This window comes from Streptomonospora sp. PA3 (assembly GCF_009728995.1).
Classification (GTDB): Bacteria; Actinomycetota; Actinomycetes; order Streptosporangiales; family Streptosporangiaceae; genus Streptomonospora.
Window position 1 is genome coordinate 240128 of the sequence record NZ_VTZW01000009.1, and the last position, 19773, is coordinate 259900.

Annotated in this window: 23 protein-coding genes; 7 read left to right on the forward strand and 16 right to left on the reverse strand. The window is 71.6% G+C overall.

All coding sequences use genetic code 11. The features are described 5' to 3' along the window. Positions 1-120: 120 nt before the first annotated feature. The 6 genes from FZ103_RS09395 to FZ103_RS09420 all read right to left on the reverse strand — a co-directional run bounded on the left by FZ103_RS09395 (position 121) and on the right by FZ103_RS09420 (position 4109). Positions 121-936 (reverse strand): DUF6082 family protein, encoded by an 816-nt coding sequence (locus tag FZ103_RS09395; RefSeq protein ID WP_156000278.1) that lies wholly within the window; start codon positions 934-936, stop codon positions 121-123. A gap of 16 nt (positions 937-952) precedes the next feature. Continuing rightward, positions 953-1561, reverse strand: coding sequence for a DUF6879 family protein (locus FZ103_RS09400; protein WP_156000279.1), 609 nt, complete (start codon positions 1559-1561; stop codon positions 953-955). Beyond that, positions 1554-1823, reverse strand: a complete 270-nt coding sequence (locus tag FZ103_RS09405) for a hypothetical protein (protein WP_156000280.1) — start codon at positions 1821-1823, stop codon at positions 1554-1556. The genes FZ103_RS09400 and FZ103_RS09405 overlap by 8 nt, the downstream gene beginning before the upstream one ends. Positions 1824-2027: 204 nt before the next feature. Then, complete coding sequence (locus FZ103_RS09410; protein ID WP_156000281.1) at positions 2028-2600, reverse strand: DUF6879 family protein; 573 nt, start codon at positions 2598-2600, stop codon at positions 2028-2030. 101 nt (positions 2601-2701) lie between these two features. Next, positions 2702-2893, reverse strand: a complete 192-nt coding sequence (locus tag FZ103_RS09415; RefSeq protein ID WP_156000282.1) for a ferredoxin — start codon at positions 2891-2893, stop codon at positions 2702-2704. A gap of 7 nt (positions 2894-2900) precedes the next feature. Then, positions 2901-4109, reverse strand: coding sequence for a cytochrome P450 (locus tag FZ103_RS09420; protein ID WP_156000283.1), 1209 nt, complete (start codon positions 4107-4109; stop codon positions 2901-2903). Positions 4110-4213: 104 nt separating this feature from the next. On the opposite strand from FZ103_RS09420, the gene FZ103_RS09425 reads away from it, so the two are divergent. Then, positions 4214-4876, forward strand: a complete 663-nt coding sequence (locus tag FZ103_RS09425) for a TetR/AcrR family transcriptional regulator (RefSeq protein ID WP_156000284.1) — start codon at positions 4214-4216, stop codon at positions 4874-4876. Here FZ103_RS09425 and FZ103_RS09430 read toward each other — a convergent pair. Next, positions 4855-5784, reverse strand: coding sequence for a helix-turn-helix transcriptional regulator (locus FZ103_RS09430; protein WP_156000286.1), 930 nt, complete (start codon positions 5782-5784; stop codon positions 4855-4857). The two genes, FZ103_RS09425 and FZ103_RS09430, sit on opposite strands and share 22 nt — an antisense overlap. A gap of 175 nt (positions 5785-5959) precedes the next feature. On the opposite strand from FZ103_RS09430, the gene FZ103_RS09435 reads away from it, so the two are divergent. Next, the gene (locus FZ103_RS09435) at positions 5960-6652 is read left to right on the forward strand and encodes an SDR family oxidoreductase (protein ID WP_156000288.1); all 693 of its coding nucleotides are present in this window, start codon (positions 5960-5962) and stop codon (positions 6650-6652) included. A 61-nt stretch (positions 6653-6713) separates the two neighbouring features. Here the strand turns inward: FZ103_RS09435 and FZ103_RS09440 are convergent, their stop codons facing one another. Further along, positions 6714-7175, reverse strand: coding sequence for a hypothetical protein (locus FZ103_RS09440; protein ID WP_156000290.1), 462 nt, complete (start codon positions 7173-7175; stop codon positions 6714-6716). A gap of 224 nt (positions 7176-7399) precedes the next feature. Then, a complete protein-coding gene (locus FZ103_RS09445; protein ID WP_156000292.1) occupies positions 7400-7909 on the reverse strand; it encodes a CGNR zinc finger domain-containing protein in 510 nt (169 codons plus the stop codon). A gap of 102 nt (positions 7910-8011) precedes the next feature. On the opposite strand from FZ103_RS09445, the gene FZ103_RS09450 reads away from it, so the two are divergent. Then, the gene (locus FZ103_RS09450) at positions 8012-8878 is read left to right on the forward strand and encodes an alpha/beta fold hydrolase (protein WP_156000294.1); all 867 of its coding nucleotides are present in this window, start codon (positions 8012-8014) and stop codon (positions 8876-8878) included. A gap of 90 nt (positions 8879-8968) precedes the next feature. Here the strand turns inward: FZ103_RS09450 and FZ103_RS09455 are convergent, their stop codons facing one another. The 5 genes from FZ103_RS09455 to FZ103_RS09480 form a co-directional block, all read right to left on the reverse strand. After that, positions 8969-9196 carry a hypothetical protein gene (locus FZ103_RS09455; RefSeq protein ID WP_186356065.1) on the reverse strand — a complete coding sequence of 76 codons (228 nt, stop codon included), beginning with the start codon at positions 9194-9196 and terminating at the stop codon, positions 8969-8971. After that, the gene (locus tag FZ103_RS09460; RefSeq protein ID WP_156000298.1) at positions 9193-9411 is read right to left on the reverse strand and encodes a hypothetical protein; all 219 of its coding nucleotides are present in this window, start codon (positions 9409-9411) and stop codon (positions 9193-9195) included. Before FZ103_RS09460 ends, FZ103_RS09455 begins: the two co-directional genes overlap by 4 nt. 130 nt (positions 9412-9541) lie before the next feature. After that, the gene (locus FZ103_RS09465; RefSeq protein ID WP_222936623.1) at positions 9542-10189 is read right to left on the reverse strand and encodes a hypothetical protein; all 648 of its coding nucleotides are present in this window, start codon (positions 10187-10189) and stop codon (positions 9542-9544) included. 8 nt (positions 10190-10197) lie between these two features. Beyond that, positions 10198-12738, reverse strand: coding sequence for a hypothetical protein (locus FZ103_RS24855; RefSeq protein WP_186356066.1), 2541 nt, complete (start codon positions 12736-12738; stop codon positions 10198-10200). Positions 12739-13046: 308 nt separating this feature from the next. Beyond that, positions 13047-13901, reverse strand: coding sequence for a helix-turn-helix domain-containing protein (locus tag FZ103_RS09480; protein WP_156000302.1), 855 nt, complete (start codon positions 13899-13901; stop codon positions 13047-13049). A gap of 140 nt (positions 13902-14041) precedes the next feature. On the opposite strand from FZ103_RS09480, the gene FZ103_RS09485 reads away from it, so the two are divergent. The 3 genes from FZ103_RS09485 to FZ103_RS09495 all read left to right on the forward strand — a co-directional run bounded on the left by FZ103_RS09485 (position 14042) and on the right by FZ103_RS09495 (position 16032). Beyond that, positions 14042-14443, forward strand: coding sequence for an isomerase (locus FZ103_RS09485; protein WP_156000304.1), 402 nt, complete (start codon positions 14042-14044; stop codon positions 14441-14443). Between the two features lie 15 nt (positions 14444-14458). Next, a complete protein-coding gene (locus FZ103_RS09490; protein ID WP_156000306.1) occupies positions 14459-15319 on the forward strand; it encodes a class I SAM-dependent methyltransferase in 861 nt (286 codons plus the stop codon). Between the two features lie 71 nt (positions 15320-15390). Further along, positions 15391-16032, forward strand: coding sequence for a hypothetical protein (locus FZ103_RS09495; RefSeq protein ID WP_156000308.1), 642 nt, complete (start codon positions 15391-15393; stop codon positions 16030-16032). Positions 16033-16304: 272 nt separating this feature from the next. On the opposite strand, the gene FZ103_RS09500 is transcribed toward FZ103_RS09495, so the two are convergent. Both FZ103_RS09500 and FZ103_RS09505 read right to left on the reverse strand, forming a co-directional pair. Then, positions 16305-17450 carry a macrolide family glycosyltransferase gene (locus tag FZ103_RS09500; RefSeq protein ID WP_156000941.1) on the reverse strand — a complete coding sequence of 382 codons (1146 nt, stop codon included), beginning with the start codon at positions 17448-17450 and terminating at the stop codon, positions 16305-16307. 302 nt (positions 17451-17752) lie between these two features. Continuing rightward, positions 17753-18847, reverse strand: a complete 1095-nt coding sequence (locus FZ103_RS09505) for a DUF4037 domain-containing protein (RefSeq protein WP_156000310.1) — start codon at positions 18845-18847, stop codon at positions 17753-17755. Between the two features lie 111 nt (positions 18848-18958). Between FZ103_RS09505 and FZ103_RS09510 the strand changes: the two genes are divergently transcribed. Then, positions 18959-19735 (forward strand): maleylpyruvate isomerase family mycothiol-dependent enzyme, encoded by a 777-nt coding sequence (locus tag FZ103_RS09510; protein WP_156000312.1) that lies wholly within the window; start codon positions 18959-18961, stop codon positions 19733-19735. Positions 19736-19773: the final 38 nt, after the last annotated feature.

Here is a 19773-nt window from a genome sequence, read left to right on the forward strand (position 1 = left end):
CCCGCGACACCGACGCGCTGCTGCTCGCCCTGTGGGCCGGAACGACCCCCACCCGCGCCGAGGCGCCCGCCCCCGCCCGGTCGGCCGGGCCCGCCCGGCCCGCCCGGCCGTCGCCCCCGCTCAGCGGCGCCGAGCCGGTCCCTCCCGCTCGTCCCGTCGCTCCACCGGGGCCGCCGTCGCCGCCCGAGACCGGTGCCGCGCCGCCGCCACCGCAGCCGCGACTCCGCCTACCCCGACCAACCCGGCCCCCAAGGCCACCCACATGACCCGCCGCCCGCCGCCGCCCGTCCCGGCGCCCGCGCCGTCCTCGGGCGGCGGCTCCGCCGCCCGCTGAAACTCCTCGTCGAGGATTCGATGGAACCGGCGCGCCCTGCGGGTATCCGCCGTGCGCAGCCGCACCGCACGTACCCGGCCCCAGAACTCCCAGCCGACCCGGCCCGCGAACAGGTTGCCCGCGAGCGCCCGCACATGCTCGTCGCCGATCGCGCGCGAGTCGTAGGCCATCTCCCACTGCGAGATGATCATGTTGGTGTACATGCTCTGGCGCTGCGCGGCCGGGTCGGTCATGGGGAGGTTGGCGCCCCAGCATCGCGCGTACTCGGGGCTCTCCATGGCCATGCGCAGCAGCTCGCTGTTGGAGTCGCGCAGGGCGAGCTCGCGGGAGATCCGCGTCTCGCGCGCCTGGAGCACCAGCGTCGCGACCACGCCGAGGAGAGCCAGACCGGCCAGCAGCGCGGACGCGGCGCCGTAGGTCTGCCCGATGAGGCTCAGGCCCTCCCAGTCGTCGCTGATACCCCGTACGGCCCCCAGCGCGATCGGCGAGAGGCCGATCGATGCGGCGACGAAAACCGCCAGCAGCGTGAGCAGGATGGGGACGAACACACGGACGGCGGCGCGGTCGTGGCGCGCCGCCGTGGATCTCGATCCCTCTGTCACCGGGACTCCCGGCCCTTCAGGCGCGGACGGCGGGCGGCGGCAGGGGCGCGATCTCGCGCTGGAAGTAGTCCGGCAAGGGCTCGCCGGCCTCGAAAAGCGCGGCCAGCTCGTCGGCGGCCTCGCCGATCGCGCCACGGTCGTCGATCCGCCAGGCGCCGTCGGCGCGGCCCGAGGAGTCATAGCGGACCAGGAACATCACCCGGCCGCCGAGGATCACGATCTCGGGCAGCGGGCGCTCGCGCTCCAGGTGTGCCACCTGCCTTCGCGGGACTACGCGGAGCGCCTGACCGGCCTCGGCGAGGAGGCGCAGAAACTGCATCTCCCACTGGAGATAGGGGCTGACCGGGTCCTCCACCACGCGGATGCGCCGGGTCTGCACGCCGACTTCGCGATCCTTGGCCGCCATGGCCTCGGCATCGGCCCGGTCGGCTTCGTTCAGCTCCAGCGCGCGCTCCCAGTCGCCGGCGGCGAACGCCTCCCAACTGGCGTCACCGGGCTCCTGGAAGTGCTGCGCGCGCTCCAGTTTCCAGAACACCCCGCCTTCTTGGTAGGCACTCCAGTACTGGGCGAGGTAGTCCTTGCGCTCCAGCGGTACGGCGGGCAGCTCGCGCAGCCGCTCAAGCATCGGGGATCTCCGGCTTGGCAGCGGTGAGCGTGATCCGCGGGATGACCACGAGCCGCTCGTCTCCGCCGATGCTGACACCGTCGGGAAGCCGGCCGCGGTAGGCCTCGGTCGCGTCACGACCGATGACGGCGATGTCACCGTTGTCGAGTTCCCAGATGTCGGGGCATTCCGGCCCGGCTTTGGTGACGCCGAGCGCGATAGGCGCCTTGCCGATCCGGCGCCGCAGGCCGGCACGGGAGTCGGCTTCCCAGGGGCGGTTCATCGAGTCTCCTCGGTCGCGAAGGGAGGGACGTTGGAAATGCCCCCGACTCGGCCGCACAAAACGTCGGCCGGGTTTTCGGGCATCGCCGAGCCCGCATCGTTCCGGCCGATAACAATGAACCGGCGATCCGGCGCTCACGCCCGAACGCGGATGAGCCAGGCGGGAATGAACCGGGCGGGGATCGCGCATCGGCGTGTCCGCGGCTCATCCGGTGTAGGCGGGCGGACCCAGTGGCGCGATCACGCGGCGGAAGTAGTCCGCCAGCGGCTCCGACCGCTCGTACAGGTCGGCCACCAGCGCCTCGGCCTCCTGCACGGCCTCCCGGTCGTCGATGCGCACGGCCCCGTCCGGCGTCATGTCCGCGGTGTAGCGCACCCGGTACATGACCTCGCCGCCCAGCAGCAGCTCGGGCAGCGGGCCGTCGCCTTCGAGGTCGGCGACCTGCTCGGCATCGAGCACGCGAATGGGCCGCCCGCACTCGGCGAAGACGAGATGGCTGTGCGTCTCCCAGCGCAGGTAGGCGCTGGGCGGGTGCTCCACGATGCGCAGGCGCCGCAGCTCGACGCCGCGCTGCGCCTCGGCGGCCACGTCCCGGCTGACCCGCTCCCGGTCGCCCTCGAAGATCGCGAGCACGCGCTCCCAGTCCCCGGCCCTGAAGGCGTCCCACGCGGAGTCGCCCACCTCGTCGAAGAACTGGCCGCGCTCCAGCTTCCAGAACACGCCGCTGCGGGCGGCGTACTCCTGCTTGAGGTCGGCGTGGTACTCCGGCCGGTCCATGACCTTGTCGAAGGTGTCGCTGAGGCCACTCTCGACGTCGAGAGTGGCCTCAGCGACACCCCCGACACGGCCGGGGGCGGCACTGCACGCGCGCCTCCGCCCTACCTGATGCCGAGCGCCCCGCTGGGGCACAGCCGGACGGCCTGAGCCGCGGCCTCGCGCAGCTCCTCCGGGGGTTCGGGGAGGAGTACCCGGACCAGGCCGTCCTCGTCGCCCTGGTCGAAGACCTGCGGCGCGGTGAGCGCGCACATGCCGGCGCTGATGCAGACGTCGGTGTCGGCGGTGATCCGCATGGTCGGCCTACCAGGTGACGGGCAGCTCGTGGACGCCGTACAGCAGGCCGCCGTGCTTGTAGGGCAGCTCGTCGGCGGGCACGGCGAGCCGCAGGGTGGGGATGCGGGCGAACAGGGCGGAGAAGGCGATCTCCAGCTCCAGCCGGGCGAGGTTCTGCCCGAGGCACTGGTGCACGCCGTAGCCGAAGGCGACGTGGTGCCGGTTGCCGCGGCGCAGGTCGAGCCGCTCGGGGTCGGAGAACACCGCGGGGTCCCAGTCGGCCGCGGCCAGCAGGGCGATGACCCCCGCGCCCGCGCGGATCGGCGTGCCGCTGAGAGCGGTGTCCTCAGCCGCGATCCGGGTGGTGACGACGTCGGCGATGCTGAGGTAGCGCAGCAGCTCCTCGACGGCGTCCGGAAGCAGCTCGGGGTCCTCCCGGAGCGCGGCGAGCTGGTCGGGGTGCTCCAGCAGAGCCGCGGTGCCGAGCGCGATCATGTTCGCGGTGGTCTCGTGGCCCGCGTTGAGCAGCATCAGGCACATCATCAGCAGCTCCTCCCGCCCGAGTTCGCCGGCGGGCTCCAACTGCTCGGCGACCAGCTTGCTCAGCAGGTCGTCGCCGGGCTCCTGCTGCTTGCGGGTGATCAGCCCGTCCATGTAGGCGCGCAGCTCGCCCAGGGCGGTCGCGAACTGCTCGGCGGTGCTCGACCCGGACACGGCGATCCTGCTCCTGCTCTGGAAGAACGCATGGTCGGCGTAGGGCACACCGAGCAGTTGGCAGATCACCAGCGACGGCACGGGGAGCGCGAACGCCTCCACGAGGTCCGCCGGAGGGGACTGGGCGAGCAGGTCGTCCAGCAGCCGGTCCACGGCGGCCTGGATGCCGGGGCGCATCGCCTTGACGCGCTTGAGCGTGAACTCCTGGATGAGCATGCGCCGGTAGAAGCTGTGCTGCGGCGGGTCCATGCGGATGAACGGCGGGCGCTTGAGGATCTGCGCCTGCCCGGGGATGAGCTTGGGGAAGCCGGGGCGGGTGCCGTCGGCGCTGAACGCCGGGCTGCTCAGCACGGTCCGGACATCGTCGTACCGGGTCACCAGCCAGGCGGCGCCGCCGTCGGGCAGGCGCACCCGGGAGACGGGTTCCTCGGCGCGCAGGCGGTCGTAGGCCGGCGGCGGGGCGAACGGGCACGTCCGCTTGAGCGGGAAGGCCGGGCTGTCAGGAGGCGTGGTCTGGGACATCAGACTCTCCGAAATAAGTGAAGGGAAAACCTCCGTTTGTCGCTGTGGATAAGCTAGCACAATCGAAGGGGATCCCTCCACATCATCGGGAAAGTGGGTACCGGTTGACCGAGAGCACCGCAGGGCTGCGGGCCGACGCCCGCCGCAACCGCGAGCAGATCATCGCCGCGGCCCGCGAACTCTTCCTTGAGCAGGGCATCCACGCGCCGCTGGAGGAGATCGCCCGGCGCGCCGGAGTCGGCATCGCCACCCTCTACCGGCGGTTCCCCGACCGCCACGCGCTCGTCCGGCAGGTCGCCCTGGACAACATGGCGCTGGTCGATGCGGAGATGGAGCGCGCCACCGCAGAGCACCCCGACGCCTGGGGCGCGCTGACGCAGCTCCTGCGCCGCCTGGTGGAACTCCGGATCGGCGTCTTCATGCCGGTGCTGGCAAGCAGCCTGGAAGAGGACATGCGCGGCGACGGGGGAGCGCTGAAGGCCAAGCGCAACGAGCTGCTGGAGCGGATGGAGCAGCTCATCCGCACCGCCCAGGACGAGGGGCAGCTGCGCCGGGGCGTCACCCCGATCGACATCATGCTCGGCGTCATCAAGCTGTCCCGCCCGCTACCCGTCCTCGGCTCGGAGCTGAACGAGCTGCTGATCGGGCAGCAACTGGAGCTGTTCCTCAGCGGCCTGCACGCGGTGGCGCTGGACGCCGCCGAGCCGCTGAGCAGGCACCGGCTCACCCTCGACGAGCTCGACCGCTACCTCAAGGCGGCGGAGTAGCAGCGCGGTGCCGCCGAGCCGGCGAGGAGTTCGAGGCGGTCCTGGGAGGGGGTCCCCGGCTCGGCCGTGTAGACGACCAGGTCGTGCGCGGCCCGCTGAGGCAGGGGCAGATTCAGGGAGCGGAAGGTCAGCTCCAGCCGGCCGACTTCGGGATGGTCCAGCTCCTTGACGCCTTCGTGGCGGATCCGGACGTCGTGACTGCCCCACATGTCGCGGAAGTCGGGACTGAGCGCGGAAAGCTCGCCGACGAGCTCGCGCAGGGCCCGGTCGTGGGGGTCGCGGCCGGCTTCGGCGCGCAGCACCGCGACCGTGGCCCGCGCGCCTTCCTCCCAGTCGGCGAAGAAGTCGGCGGAGCCCGGATCGAGGAAGAAGTAGCGGGGGAAGTTGGCGCACCCCCGATCGGCGGTGGTGTCGCTGTCGAACATCGGGGAGTACAGCGCCCTGCACAGGGCGTTGCTCGCGACGATGTCCAAGCGGCCGTCGCGTACGAAGGCGGGAGCCATGGTCATGGCGTCCACCATCCACTGGACCGAAGGCGGGACCTCGGCGTCCCTGCGGCGGTGCGGCCTGCGGCGGGCGGGGCGAGCCGCTCGGGACAGGTCGAGCAGGTAGGTGCGCTCGTCCTCGTCGAGGAGCAACGCCTGGGCGACCGCTTCCAGCACGTCCTCGGAGACCCCGCTGATGTGGCCCTTCTCCAGGCGTGTGTACCACTCGGTGCTCACGCCCGCGAGGGCCGCGACCTCCTCGCGCCGGAGACCGGGAACCCGTCGGCGCCGGCTGGTGGGAAGTCCGACCCGCTCCGGGGAGAGCCTGGCACGCCGGCTGGTGAGGAAGCCGCGGATCTCCCAGCGGTTGTCGGCGCGGTTAACGGCGTGATCACCGGTGCGGCTCGCGGGCGGAGCGTCCATTCGTCCAGATTACCCGTGGGCCGCGCCGATAGAGGGGTTGTGTTTACACCCCCCATAAGCGCGACCTTGTCCGCCTCTGGCGGCGCCGATTTCATGAGACCGGCGAACGTGAACGGAATTCCTGCACCGCGGACCGCCGTTCGCCGTCCTCAATCCAGTTCTCAGGAGTATGGCCATGGCCGGCAAAACCGTACTGATCACCGGCGCGACCAGTGGTATCGGCGCCCACACCGCGCGGTTGCTCCTCGACCGCGGCCACCGCGTGGCGGTCACCGGACGCGACGAGCGCAGACTGAAGACCTTCCTCGACGAGACCGGCCGCCCCGACCGACTGCTTGGGCTCGCAGCGGACGCGGCGGACTGGCAGGCCACCGAGTCGGTCGTGAACCGCACCGTGGAGCACTTCGGCGCCCTCGACGCGGCGGTGGCCAACGCCGGATTCATGTCGGGCGACTCCATCGGGGCCGGCGACCCGGAGTCGTGGGCGCCGATGGTTCTGGCCAACGTCCTCGGCCCCGCCCTGCTGGCCCATGCCGCCCTGCCCCACCTTGAGTCCACCGGCGGACGGCTGGTGCTCATCGGCAGCGTCGCGGGGCTGAAGAACTCTCCCGGCAATCTCTACTCGGCCACCAAGTGGGCCGTCACCGGCCTCGCCGAGAACCTGCGCCTGCACGCCACGACCCGCGGCATCGGTGTCACCCTCGTCAACCCCGGCATGATCGACACCCCGTTCTGGCAGGGTGTCGGCGCTCCCTCCTACGCCCTGCCTCCCCAGCCGATCGCGGAGGCCATCGCCTTCGCACTCGACCAACCGGCAGGCGTCGACCTCAACACCCTGACCGTGAGGCCCGTGGGCCAGCCCGTGTGACGGCGCCGGGTTGGCGGAAGGGGGCGGAGGGGGCGGAGGGGCCCGGCACCCGGGGTCCGCGTCACCGGATCCGCGTCGCCACCGCGTCCGCGATCAGGGTGCCGAGGCGGCGATGGTCCTCCGGCACGGGGCCGTCGTAGGCGGGGACGCGGTCGGGGGGATGGACGGGGAAGTTCCCGTCGCCGGGGTCGAGACGGACCGGGAGCACGGTCAGCCGGCCCTCGTTCAGGCGGACGTCAAGGCGGTGGGCCGGGGCCGCGTCCTCGGTCTCCAGCGGGTCGTCCTCGTCGTCGGACTCGTAGTGGGCCCGCGCTCCAGAGGCGACCGCGGCGCTGTGCCAAAGGCAGGCGGCGACGATCTCGCCGAGGAGCTCTTCGGTGGTGTATCTCAGGCTGGTCAGGACTTCCGGGGGCGCCGGCTCCTCCTGCGCGTCCGTGCGCAGCGGTTGGATGTGCAGCCGCTTGCCGCTGCTGCGGATGCGGCACGCGGCCGCGCCGATCCGGCGCACGTCTGATCTGGGCATGCCCGGCGTTCGTCTTGGCAACGAAGTCGAGGTCGCTGTACCCGCCCATGGTCGCCGGGGCCTTCCTGATCGCAGCCGGCCGGAATCCGCCGCGCCCGGTTTCCCAGCCGCGCGGCGGCGACGCGGCGCCGAGAGTGGACCGGGACCACTCTCGGCGTCCAGAGTGTGCAGGCGCCACCCTCGGCGCGAGCGGCAGTCCCTCGCGCGGGTTCGGGGCGGGCCGGTCAGCGGGTGCGTTGGTAGTGGCGGCGGGCCTTCGCGCGGTTGCCGCAGACGGCCATCGAGCACCAGCGGGCGCGGTTGGCGCGGCTGCGGTCGAGCAGGAACAGCCGGCACTCGTCGTTGGCGCACGGGCGCAGCCGGCCGGGCAGTTGCTCCTCGGTGGCGGCCCAGGCGAGAACCGCTGCGACGGCGAGCCGGGCGTGCGGTGGTGTCTCGACCCTCCACCGCAATCCGTCCGCAGTGAGTTCGGGGATCTGGCGGACCCCTTCGAGCAGCGGGCTCAGCGCAGTGGGCGGGGCCTCTCCCCGCACGACGGCCTGCAAAGTGTCCCGCGCCTCGCGCAGCAGCGCCAGTTCGGCGGGGCCGCCGTCGCCGCCGTGCTCGCGCGCCCAGCGCCGGCCGCCGGCCGGGTCGGCGAGCGCGTCCTGGTCCTCGCCGTCGACCCGCGGCCTGCTGTTGAGCAGGTCAAGCAGCGTGTCCGTCGAGTGGGTGCCGATCGGGTGCGCGTCCAAGGGGCGACTCCTTCTAACCGGATCGAGTCTATTGACAGGTTAGGTCAGTGCATGCTTGCATGGCGAACACCTAACCACATAAAGGCTTTAAAGGGGTTAGAAATGAACTCGGTGCACCACCGGACCGCCACCGTCGACGGCTACGAGATCTTCTACCGCGAGGCCGGCCCCGCCGACGCCCCCGCGATCGTCCTGCTGCACGGCTACCCGACCAGCTCGTTCATGTTCCGCGAGCTCATCCCGCTGCTGGCCGCCGACTACCGCGTGATCGCGCCCGACCACCTCGGCTTCGGCCACTCGGCCGCGCCCGGTGCAAAGGAGTTCACCTACACCTTCGACGCCCTCGCCGAGCTCACCGACGGACTGCTCGACCGGCTCGGCCTGGACCGCTACGCCGTCTACGTCCAGGACTACGGCGCCCCCATCGGATGGCGCCTCGCGCTCAAGCACCCCGAGCGGATCTCCGCCATCGTCACCCAGAACGGCAACGGTTACGAGGACGGCTTCGTGGAGTCGTTCTGGGCCGACGTCTGGGCGTACGGAGCCGACCCCGGCCCCGCCACCGAGCCCGCCGTCCGCGTCGCGCTCAGCCGCGAGGCCATCCGCTGGCAGTACCTGCACGGCGTGCCCGACCCGAGCCTGGTCAGCCCCGACACCTGGGAGCACGACGTGGCCCTGGTCTCGCGCGAGGGCAACGACGAGATCCAGTTGGCGCTTTTCCGCGACTACACCGGCAACCGCGCGCTGTACCCGCGGCTGCACGAATACCTGCGCAGCAGCGAGGTCCCGGTACTGGCGGTGTGGGGCCGCAACGACGAGATCTTCGGCCCGGAGGGCGCCCTGGCCTTCGCCCGTGATGCCGAGGACGCGGAGGTGCACCTGGTCGACGGCGGCCACTTCCTGCTGGAGAGCCACCTGGACGTCGTCGCCGGGTACATGCGGGGCTTCCTCGGGCGGGTGCTGGGGTGAGCCGGTCCTACCGGCCGGGCGTCCCGGGAGGCTGGGGGCGTGTCTCCTGGGAGCCGCTCCGGTGCGGAGGCGGCCCCCAGGGCCCTGGCATCAGAGGAACAGGAACACGATCAGCACCACGATGGTCATGGCGGCCCCGCACCGGGACATCCACAGGAACACCGTGGCCAGGCGGGGAGGCAGGGCATCGAGTCGGTTGCGGCCCCGCTGCCGCCAGACGATCTCCGGTTTGATCAGCACAGCCGTCTGCGCGACCACGCCGACCAGCACGAACCACGTGACGGGCTCTGTCAGCTTGTCGACGAGCATCGACATCATAGGGACATCACCACGAACACGGCGGCCATCGTGCAGGTCGACATCAGGCAGAGGCGTACGACCCACATGTTCGCGGAGGACGCCGACTCCTGGCTGTAGATGCTCGACCGGAGGAGGCGCCACGTCGGAGTGAACATGAACGGGATCGCGCACGCGATGTAGACCAGCGGGAGGAGGATCAGCGGATCGGTCAGTCGGCTCAAGAGCTCGTTCACGGCTCTCCGTTCCTGGTTGGTGTCCGGGCGTGACACGTTCTTCCGCAGGAACGGACGTAGGAGCCCTCCGGCCGGTTCCACCGCGCGGAGGGGGCGGGAGCCGCCGGCCGGCGCCCTCACGGCCTACCGCCTAGAGTCGGCTGCTCAGATCCGGTCCTACTTCCTCGTCCGGTTCAGGAGGAGCGATGCCGTATCCCTCGGGGCACCCGAACACAGTAGGATCTCCCGCTTCCGCGGTGACCCCCAACTCCGCTTCAACGGATTTAAGCGCCGCCTCGAGTCTCGGGGCGTTGTTCTCGTATACAACCCGATGCGGATTCCCATGGAAGTCGAACCACGTCCACACGTCGTGGTGCACCGCAATCTGCGCCCAAGCCCCATGGGGAGGATCCAAGCCGATGAGAAGGTCGACGAGGCGCGGCTCGCTGCGTTCTACGGAATCCTCGTCGATCCAGACACCGCTGCCGTGGACGTGCAGGAGGTCCACCCTCGCATCGGAGAACATCACAGGTCGACTGCCGATGGCCCGCTGCGCAACATCGCCGGATCCGAGCGGCTCGTCCAGTACGGCAAAAGATGTAGTGATTCCGGTGGCTCCCTGGCCCGGCACCATCCAGGAAAACTCCAGCCTCTTGGGAGCCAGAAGCCGGTGGCGAGAGAGCGCGGCGGCTATCCTGTCCGCCGCCTGGAGAGCGGAGTCGATCGTTCCCTCGGATATGCCATTGAGATTGAAGTCCCATGAGCCTGAAGGCTGCGGAGCTCGAAGAAGCGCGGGCATCGTTTCCTCTACGGATATATCGGGTGATCCGGGGGAATCGTAACCGATCCGTCATTGAAGCGGAGTCTGAATGCGATTCCATAGTTCTCGTGGTTATATTTTAATATCTCGAGGTGCTTTTTATCCAGGCTATTCACCGAATCATGTACATCTAGAATGGCGACTCTTTCGTTCGCTGCGCCAGGCGTGAGCTGTCTGGTCCGGATCTTCCTGAGTGCGGATTCGACTCCGCTTACGCTCTGTACGTCTTTCAGCTGATAACCGTAGTCGGCTGACCCATCGGAGTCCAAGGTCGCGACGTCCAAGTCGATGCCGGCGTCCTTGTCCTTCATCTCGAATGCGATGCTGTCAGGATCGACTCCTCGGTCCAACAGGAGATCCGCGTGCCGCAAGGCCATGTGGGCAGCGGGCATCATCCCCTTTCCCCTCATCATGTCCGCGACATCCTTGAAGTTGGCGATCCCCGTCAGATGACCCTCGGATATGAGCTCGGCAACACTGTGACCATACTCAGACTTCTTCAGCCGACGAATCAGCAGGTCCATGTCCTTCGGGCGGAGATTGAACTGCCCTATCTCTCGAACAACGCTGGCTTCCTGGTCGGGCGTCATGCCTCCGGTTGGCCGAGGTGCCCGTTCAGCGTCCGTCGGAACCTGCTCGCTGGCCGGGTCCGTCGTCGGCGCTTGGCCGGAATCAGGCTGATTCGGGGTGCTACTGGGGTCTGAAGGGTCGTACTCGACGTCGACCCCAGCGACCTGGGGGATCTTCGGTTGGGAGGGTGCGGGATCCGTATCAGAGTGCGACTCGGGAGACCCCTGTTCCGCGGGAGCAGAAGTCGGTTCGGGCTTTTCCTGGGCCCCGGATGGGGAGACGCGTAGGTCCTCGGTGCCTTCTGTCTTCTGGGGGGCGGACGCCTCCGTGGTTGGGGAGCCGGAGGGCTGGGATCGGTCCTGGGAGCCGTCGCCCTCGCCGTCCCCATCCCCCTCGGGGAACGGAGGCCGGTCTCCGCCCCCTCCGCCGGTGGGCGGCTGCCCGCCGCCTCCTCCGCCCCCGCCCTCGCCGGTAGGGCCGGGTGTGGGCGACGGGGTGGAGGGACGGTCCGGGGTGGGGGTGGTCGGGCTCGGGCTGGGGTTGGGGCTGGGGGAGTCGGTCGGGGACGGAGTCGGCCGGGGTGTCGTCGACGGCGGGTTGTCGGGGCCGTCGGCGTTGGCCTCGATGTCGGGGCCGCCGGCGCCGACGAGGGCGGGTTGGCGCTGCTCGGCGAGTTCGTTCAGCTCGGCCGCGCGGCGCATGGTCTCCTCCCAGCCGAGCTCGCGGGCCATGTCCTCCCAGTCGGCCAGCTGGTCCTGGATCTCCTGGGTGGTGGGCAGCCCGTCCCGGCCCTGGCTCTGCGCGCGCATGTTCGGGTCGGGCGTGTTGCCGGAGCCGTCGGAGTCCGACGAGCCGCTGCCGCTGCCGTTTCCGTCCGGGCCGCCGGATCCGGACCCGAGGTCGCCGAGGTTGCCCAGCGTGCGCATGACGCGCGTGCCCCGCCACGCCAGCAGCGGCACGCCCACCGCGGCACCGGCGCCCGTCGCTGTCAGCGCCACACCGGCGACGATGCTGCCGATGTTGACCAGGCCCTGCGTGATCACATAGCCCGGCCGGTCGCCCCACTCCCGCCACGGCACCATGGAGTGGGCGACCTCCTTCCACGCCGTCCCGGCGGTCGACCAGCTCCACTCGCCGTCGCTGTAGCCGGCCAGCATCGCCGCACCGGAGAGCATGTCGCCCCAGGTCTGGGAGGCGTTGTCCCACATGGTCCCCGGGTTGAGCGTCCAGTCGCCCGCGCCGTCGTGGAACCCGAACATGCCCAGGGTGTCCTTGACCGACCCCCAGGTGAGGTCGACGACGGCCGAGCCCACGTCCTCGTACCACGGCGCGTCGTGCTCCTGGGGGATCGCCCACGGGGTGGCCACGTCCTGCGGGGCATCGGTGTAGCCGTAGGCCTTCTCTCCCTCGTCCAGGTTCGGCTGGGAGCCGGGCTCGGCCGCCACGAACGTGGTGCCGCCGAACAGCGCGGTGATCTTGTTGGCGCACTCGCGCTCGGCGGCCATGAAGTCGTTCTGGACTTTGATGAGGTCGTTGTTGAGCTGGTTGAACTCCTCGACCTTGTCCTCGTCCTCGCGCCAGTCGTCGTTGGCGGCGATGTGCTCTTCCATGGCCTGGGCGTCGGCCTTGAGGGAGCGCCACCGCTCCAGGATGGGGCGCACCTCCTCGGCGAACGTCAGCAGCGCGTCGCCGGCGGTGGTGGCGGCGCTTTTGACCTCGTCGCCCTTGGTGGCCACCGGGTCGATCGCCGCGAAAAGGGTCTGGTCCTCGGGTGCCTGGTAGATGCCGTTGAGGCCGCCCCAGGCCGACTTGATGTCGCCGCCGATGTCGGCGACGTCCTGGCCGTCGTCCTTGAGGGCCTGGGCGGCTTCTTCGAGGGCTTCGAGCTTGACAGGGGGGATCGCGATGGCGCCGGCGTCGATGCCGTCGGCCAGTCCCGCCGGGATCTCCACGTTCATTCCTCGCCCCTTCGCCACGCCGTTCCCGGTCGGTCGCGGATTACTTTAAAGCCCGATTCGCTCGCGAGATGGGCGTTTTGTCCGAACGTGGGCGAGAGTGAATACCGGCACACCGGCCCCGCGGCGTCACCCCAGGACAACAGCGAGTGCCCGCGCGCTGCGGCAAAGCACATGACCGAAATCGGCCAGTCGGCCCGCGCAGTCGCCTACGCCAGGGGCCGGGCACGACCGGTGCTCGCCGGGCATCGGCGCCTGGGGGCGTTCTCGCGATCGGCCCCGACTCCGCGTCCGCGGCCACCGGCCGGGTCTCACTCGGCGAGTGCGCGCAGCAGGTCGGCTGTGGCGGGGTCGGCCGGGTAGAACGTCTCGACGGCGATCTCGTCCAGCGTCACGTCGCGCGGTGAGCCGAACACCGTGGTCGTGTAGAGCAGGGCGAGGTCGCCGTACTCCGTCGCCATGCGCATGGGCACGGCGATGTCGTCGATCGGCGAGCGGTCCGCACCGCCGGCCCGGGCGGCCGGTTCCGGCCCGCCCGACTCGCCCGACTCACCCGGCCCGCTCGACTCGCTCGCCCCGCCCGGCAGCGCGTCCGGGTAGCCCTCCAGTTCGGCGAGCAGCTCCGCCAGGCCCGGCGCGGCCGTCCGGTCCAGTTGCCTGCGCACCCGCCGCAGCACGTGGCGGCGCCACTGGGCGAGGTTGCGGATCCGCCGGGCCAGGCCGTCGGGATGCAGCGTCACGCGCAGCACGTTGATCGCGGGCCTGGTCAGCTCGGCGGGTACGCCGCGCAGGAACGCCGACATGGCCCGGTTCGCCGCCAGCAGCTCCCAGCACACGTTCACCGCGAGCGAGGGGTTGGGCTCCTGCCCGGCCAGCACCGAGCGCACCGCGTCGCCCGCGGCGCCCAGGTCGGTGAACGGCCGCTCGGCGTGCGCCGGGGCGAAGCCCGCCGCCAGGTACAGCGTGTTGCGCTCGCGCAGCGGGACGTCCAGCTCGTCGCACAGCCGCTCGATCATCTCCCGGCTCGGGTTGGCCCGGCCGGTCTCGATGTAGCTCAGGTGGCGCGTGGACACGTCGGCGGCGATGGACACGTCCAGCTGGGAGCGCCGTCGGCGCTCGCGCCAGCCGCGCAGGAGCGCACCGACCGGCTCGGTGGTGACCGTCATGCACACACATTGGCCCACCCGCTGCAGGCGCGGCAATGACCTCTGGGGTTATCGACGGGCCGCACCGGCGGCGCGCAGTCTCGGTGCATACCGGCCGGGCCGCATCGGGCTCCGGCCGCCGCACGCAGGGAGGCACAGCCATGACCGAGACCGACACCGGCGCAGCCACCGCCTCGGCGACCGAGCGCTACCTGGAGTTCTGGAACGCCGAGCCGTCGAAGGCGCGCCGACTCGCGCCCGAGGTCTTCACCGACGGCGTGGAATACCGCTCGCCCGCCGCGCTGATGCAGGGGGCCGAGGCCCTCATCGACTTCCGCACGCAGTTCGTCTCCCACGTCGGCGAAGCGTCGTTCGTCGCCCGGCGCGAGCCGGAGGGGCACAACAGCCGCGTCCGGCTGCTGTGGGAGATCCGGCTCGCCGACGGCACGTCGTTCGCGACCGGGACCGACGTGCTGTCGCTCACCGAGGACGGCCGTATCGGCTCCGTCAGCGCGTTCCTGGACCGGGCGCCCGAGGGCTTCGGCGACCACGAGCACGCCTGAGGGAGGCCGCAACCGATGGAAAGGACGATCGCCAACACCCATCAGTACGAGGCGTGGAACGGCTATGAGGGGCGGCACTGGGCCCGGAACCCGGCCCGCTACGAGGCCATGGTCGGCGGGTTCAACCGCCCGCTGTTCGGCGCGGCCCGCATCGGGCCGGGCGACCGGGTGCTCGACATCGGGTGCGGCACGGGACTGACGACCCGCCGCGCGGCCCTCAAGGCCCCGCACGGCCGCGCTCTGGGCGTGGACCTGTCGGCCCCCATGCTGGAGCGCGCCCGCACTGTCGCGGCGGAGAAGGGCATCGCCAACGCCGCCTTCGAGCAGGGCGACGCGCAGGTGCACCCCTTCCCGGCGGGCGCGTTCGACGTGGTGATCAGCCGGGGCGGCACCTGGTACTTCGCCGACCCCGCCGCCGCATTCGCCAACATCGGCTCGGCGCTGCGCCCCGGAGGCCGCCTGGCGATCGGCACCCCCGACAGCACCGGCGACGCGGCGGACACGGGGTTTCCGGACCTGTTCCGGATCATGGGCGAGTTCCTGCCGGAGCCGCCGGTCCTGGCCACTGAGGACGCCGAGCGGGCCCCGGCGACGATGTCGACACCGGGCGACGTCGAGGCGGTGCTGTACGCAGCCGGCTTCACGTCGGTGGCCGTCGAGCGGTGCAGCGCCGAGGCGATGCTCGGCCGGACCGCGGAGGACGCCGCCGACTTCGTCTTCGAATGGGGCCCGGTGCGCCACTGGTTCCGCCACACCGACCCCGAAACCGAACTCCGTGCGCGCGAGGCGGTGCGGGCGGCGCTCGCGCCCTACGAGGCGGCGGGCGGGGTGCGCCAACCCGGCACCGGACTGGTGGTGACAGCCGTACGCGGCTGAGGCGCCGCGAGGGGCCGGACCGCATCAGAGCCGGCCGTAGAGATCCGAGTAAGCGGAGAGGGAGCAGGAGCATGCTGTTCATCGAGGTATTCGCCCCGCGGGGCGCTCTGGGCGCCGAGGGCAGGGAACTGCTGGCCAGGCGGCTGGTGGAGCTGGACGACGGCGTGGACCGCGGGGAGGCGCACCCGCCGTCCGTCGAGGAGAACTCGCGCGCCTACACCCAGGTGGTGGTGCACGAGCCGCTCACCTGGATCGCCGGGGACCGCGCCGTCGGCGCCGACTGGCCGCAGCGCTACGTCGTGCGGGTGCGGGTGCCCGCGCCGTGGGTCAAGCCGGTCGCGGAGGAGTTCGTCGACCGCTACACCCGCATCACCGCCGCCACGGTGCGCGAGGTGCTGGGCGAGGGAGCCGACCCGCAGGTGTGGGTGGAGGTGCACGGCGTCCGCGAAGGCACCTTGGGCCTGGACGGGACGGTGATGGGGGCCGAGGCCATCGGTGAGCTGTTCACCGGCGCCTGGCGCGAAAGCGTGCGCGGCCAGGGTCCCGTTCCCGGCCCGGAGCCGGGGACCGTGCACTGCCCGGTGTGCAGCATGGTCGTGAGCCTCGGCGATGCTGCCATCACCCTGGAGCACGAGGGCGACGTCTACGGCTACTGCAGCAAGCACTGCCGCACGGCCCACGCCGCGGAACTGGGCGTACCGGTCCCGGCGTGAGCAGTGAAAAAGCGGCGGCGGTCACCCGCCGATGGCGACCGCCACCGCTTCGACCTCCACGAGCCGGTCCGGGTGGCCGAGCACGGCGACTCCAGCAGAGCGCCGGGGGCGTCGTGCTCGGCCACGTGCTCCCTGACGACCTCCCGCGTTGGGACGAGGTCGGCCCGCTCCGCGAAAGCCGCATACACGGTCGTCTTGACGACGTCGCACAGCGAGGCGCCCGCGCCGCCGAAGCCCTGGCGCAGGTTGCGCGCGGCCGTGCACCCCCGGAGCTAGCGCGGCAGCTCCGCCTCGATGAGGTCGGCGGCGTATCCGGTGCCGCCGGCCCGGAGCCGGGCGCTGATGCCGGCCAGGCGCCGGGCGACCTCCGGGTCGGCGGTCAGCTCCAGCAGAGCCGACCGCAGCGCCTCGGGGTCGGCGTCGTCGGTGTCGATGCGCCGGGCCGCACCCAGCTCCTGCAGCCGGTCGGCGTTGTCGAACTGGTCCACCGCCTGGGGAACCGCGATCATCGGCGTCCCGGTGTACAGCCCTTCGCTGCAGCCGCCCATCCCGGCATGGGTGACGAACGCGTCGGCTTCGCGCAGGACGGCCAGCTGCGGTACCCAGGAGCGCACCTCGACATTGCCGGGGATCGCGCCCAGTTCCGCCGGGTCCACGTACTGCCCGATCTGCAGCACCACGTGCCAGCCCGGCAGCTCCCCGAACGCCTGGAGGCACCTGCGGTAGAAGGCGGGCTGGTTGGTGTAGGCCGAGCCCAGCGACACCAGCAGCACCCTGTCCGCGCCCGCGGGGCGGCTCCATGCGCCCTGGTCGGCGCGGTCGCCGAAGCAGGGGCCGACGAATGTGACGCTGTCGGCGACGGTGTCGGCGTGCGGCTGCATCTCGCGCGGGATCATCGCCAGGCACCGGTCGGGCCTGCCCGCGAACGAAGCGTGGTCCAGGCCGTGGACGCCGTTCTCCGCCAGCCACGCGTCGAACTTCGCAAAGTGCGCGTCCGCACCCGGCAGCGAGCGCAGCCAGGCCGTCACGGTGTCGTCGTAGTCGGCCCAGGCCACGTAGGTGGGCGAGAGCTGCACACTCGGAACGCCCCAGTCGATCGCCAGGACGCGGGCGGAGTAGCCGCCGATGTCGTAGAGGAACAGGTCGGGGCGGTCCTGCTCGTAGTGGCCGCGGATGACGGGCAGGCTGTGGATGGCGTCGTCGAGGAAAAGGTCCATCCCCTCGACCGGATCGTCCGTCCACTCCGCGTCGTCAAGGGGCAGGGTGGTGGCGAACGGCACCAGCTCGGCGCCGGTGGAGGCGATGAGGTCGGCCATGCGGGGGTCGTTGGCGTAGGTGACGCGGTGTCCGCGCCGCACCAGCTCCCGGACGATCTCCAGGCTGGGCAGGATGTGGCTCACGGCGGGAACGCCGACCATGGCGATGTGGGCAGGACGGTCCACGGGTACTTCTCCAGGTTCGTCGAAACGGGACTGAGGGTTCGCGGTAGCACCGGGTACGGCACGCCTGCGCTCGGTCCCGGGAAGGACGAGCGCGTCGCGCCGACCGCGCCTCTTAGCCGTAGATCTGGTGGAAGTACATGCCGGCGATGGTAGTGCCCCGCTCACCGTCGGCGCACTCCGTTTACCCGCCCGCCCACCAGCGCGGACGACCGGTTTCGGCGGCACCCGTCCGCACCTCCCGTTCGCGGCCCCGGCACCGCCACCGCACCCCCAGGCGGTCAGCAGCCCGGGTAGAGGGCGGCGGCCGCGGCGCGGCGGCGCATGGGGCGGGTGAGGACGTCGGTGCTGTCGAGGCACTGGTCGACGGTGCCGATCAGGGGGAGGGCGCGCACGGTTCCGTCGGCGATGGTGAAGCGCAGCGCGGCCGCGAACCGCTCGGCGTGCAGGACCCGGTACGGCCGGGCGTGGTAGGGCCGGGTGCGCGGATCGATCTCCGGCGTGAGCCCGAGCGCGTTGTGCATTCCGGCCACCGACTCATAAGCCGCGGCCAGCCGGTCCTCGCGCTCGCTTCGCGACGCGGCGGCCATCGCGGCGGTCAGCACCGGTGTCAGCGACGGGGCGCACGGCAACCGCGCGAAGGCGCTGCCGAGCCACTTGCCATACGGCGGATACCGGCGCGCCATGAGCAGGCACAACCGCATCAGGTCCCGCACCAGCCGAGCGGCGACGACCGCCGCCCCGCATTCGTCGCCGACCTCCGCGCACCGCCCGGTGAACGCCTCCTCTTGGCTGATGCGCTGCCACTGGCACGTCAGGACGTAGCGCCACACGTCGTCGGGATACCAGGCGAGCCGCCGCCGCACCGCGCGGAGCCGCCCGGTTCCGTCGTGGAAGACCTCGCCCCCGGTGATCTCCGCGAGCTGCTGGGCGGGAGTGGCGAGCCAGTCGAAGAGCGTCGTCTGCGAGCAGGGGTCGAAGCCGAGTCGGACGGCGAGCCAGCCGTCGAGGCCGGCGACCTCGACCGCGTGGTGCACCCGCCCGCCGGTGATCCGCATGTGCCGAGTGCCGTCGGCGCCGACGGGCACCAGGCTCGTGGGATAGCCCAGGAACTCCGCCGGCAGCCGGTCGGCGAGCAGGTCCGCGACCGCGCCCGCGTACCGGTCGGCGTCGCCGTTGTCCAGCAGCAGCTGGAGGCGCGGACCCCAGTTGTGGTCGGTGGAGCGCGCGGTGTCGAACCCCAGCACCTCCGAGCCCGGCCCCAGCAGCGCGGCCGTATGCACCGGCTTTGGCACGTGCTCGGCCAGCAGGGGCGCGACGGCCTCGCGGTAGAACCGCCGCGCCAGCTCCAGCCCGGGAACGAACCCCTCGCTCATGCCGCGCATGCTCCCAGACCGGCACCCCGCGGGGCGAGCGGATTCCGGGCGCGAGCGAGCGGCGGAGGGCTGCGCGAGCGGCCTGCGGCCGGGACTATCTAAGATGGCCGCATGCCGGCGCATCTCGGACTCGACGACTACATCTCGGTGATCGAGCGCAGCGGAGCCGCGCTGCGCAGTGCCGCCGAGCGCGCCGGGCCCGGCGCCCGCGTCCCGACGTGCCCCGACTGGAGGGTGGCCGACCTCGTCGCGCACCAGGGAATGGTGCACCGGTGGGCGGCCGCCCACCTGCGCGGCGACTCCGCGCACGACTCCGGGCATTCCCACGCCGAAGGACTGGCGGCGCCCGATCCGCTCGGCTGGTTGCGCGCCGGCCTCGACGCGCTGGTCGAGACTCTGCGGGAGACCGCGGACGACGCGGAGGCGGCCGTGTTCCTGCGCGACGCGCCGCGGCCGCGGCTGTTCTGGGCGCGCCGGCAGGCGCACGAGACCACGGTGCACAGCGTCGACGCCCTCGCAGCGGCGCTGGGCACCCCGCCCGCGCCCGCCGACACCTCGATCGCGCCGGCGCTGGCCGCCGACGGGATCGACGAGCTCCTGTGCGGCTTCCTGCCGCGCGCAAAGAGTCGTCTGCGATCCGCCGAGCCGCGCCGCATCCTGGTGCGGACCGCCGACACCGGGCACGCGTGGTCGCTGCGCGTGAGCGAGGATCCTGTGGTCACCGAGGTCGGCGCGGCGGGCACCGCGGAGTCCCCCGACGCGGTTTTCGGCGGCACGGCGGTACAGCTCTACCTCGCCCTCTGGAACCGCAGCGCCGAAGCCGAGGTCGACGGCCTGCCCGAACTGCTGGAGCAGTGGCGCACCCAGGTGCGCGTCGAGTGGGGCTGACCCGGCACCGTGCGGCCGCCGCCGGGGCGAACGGGCCG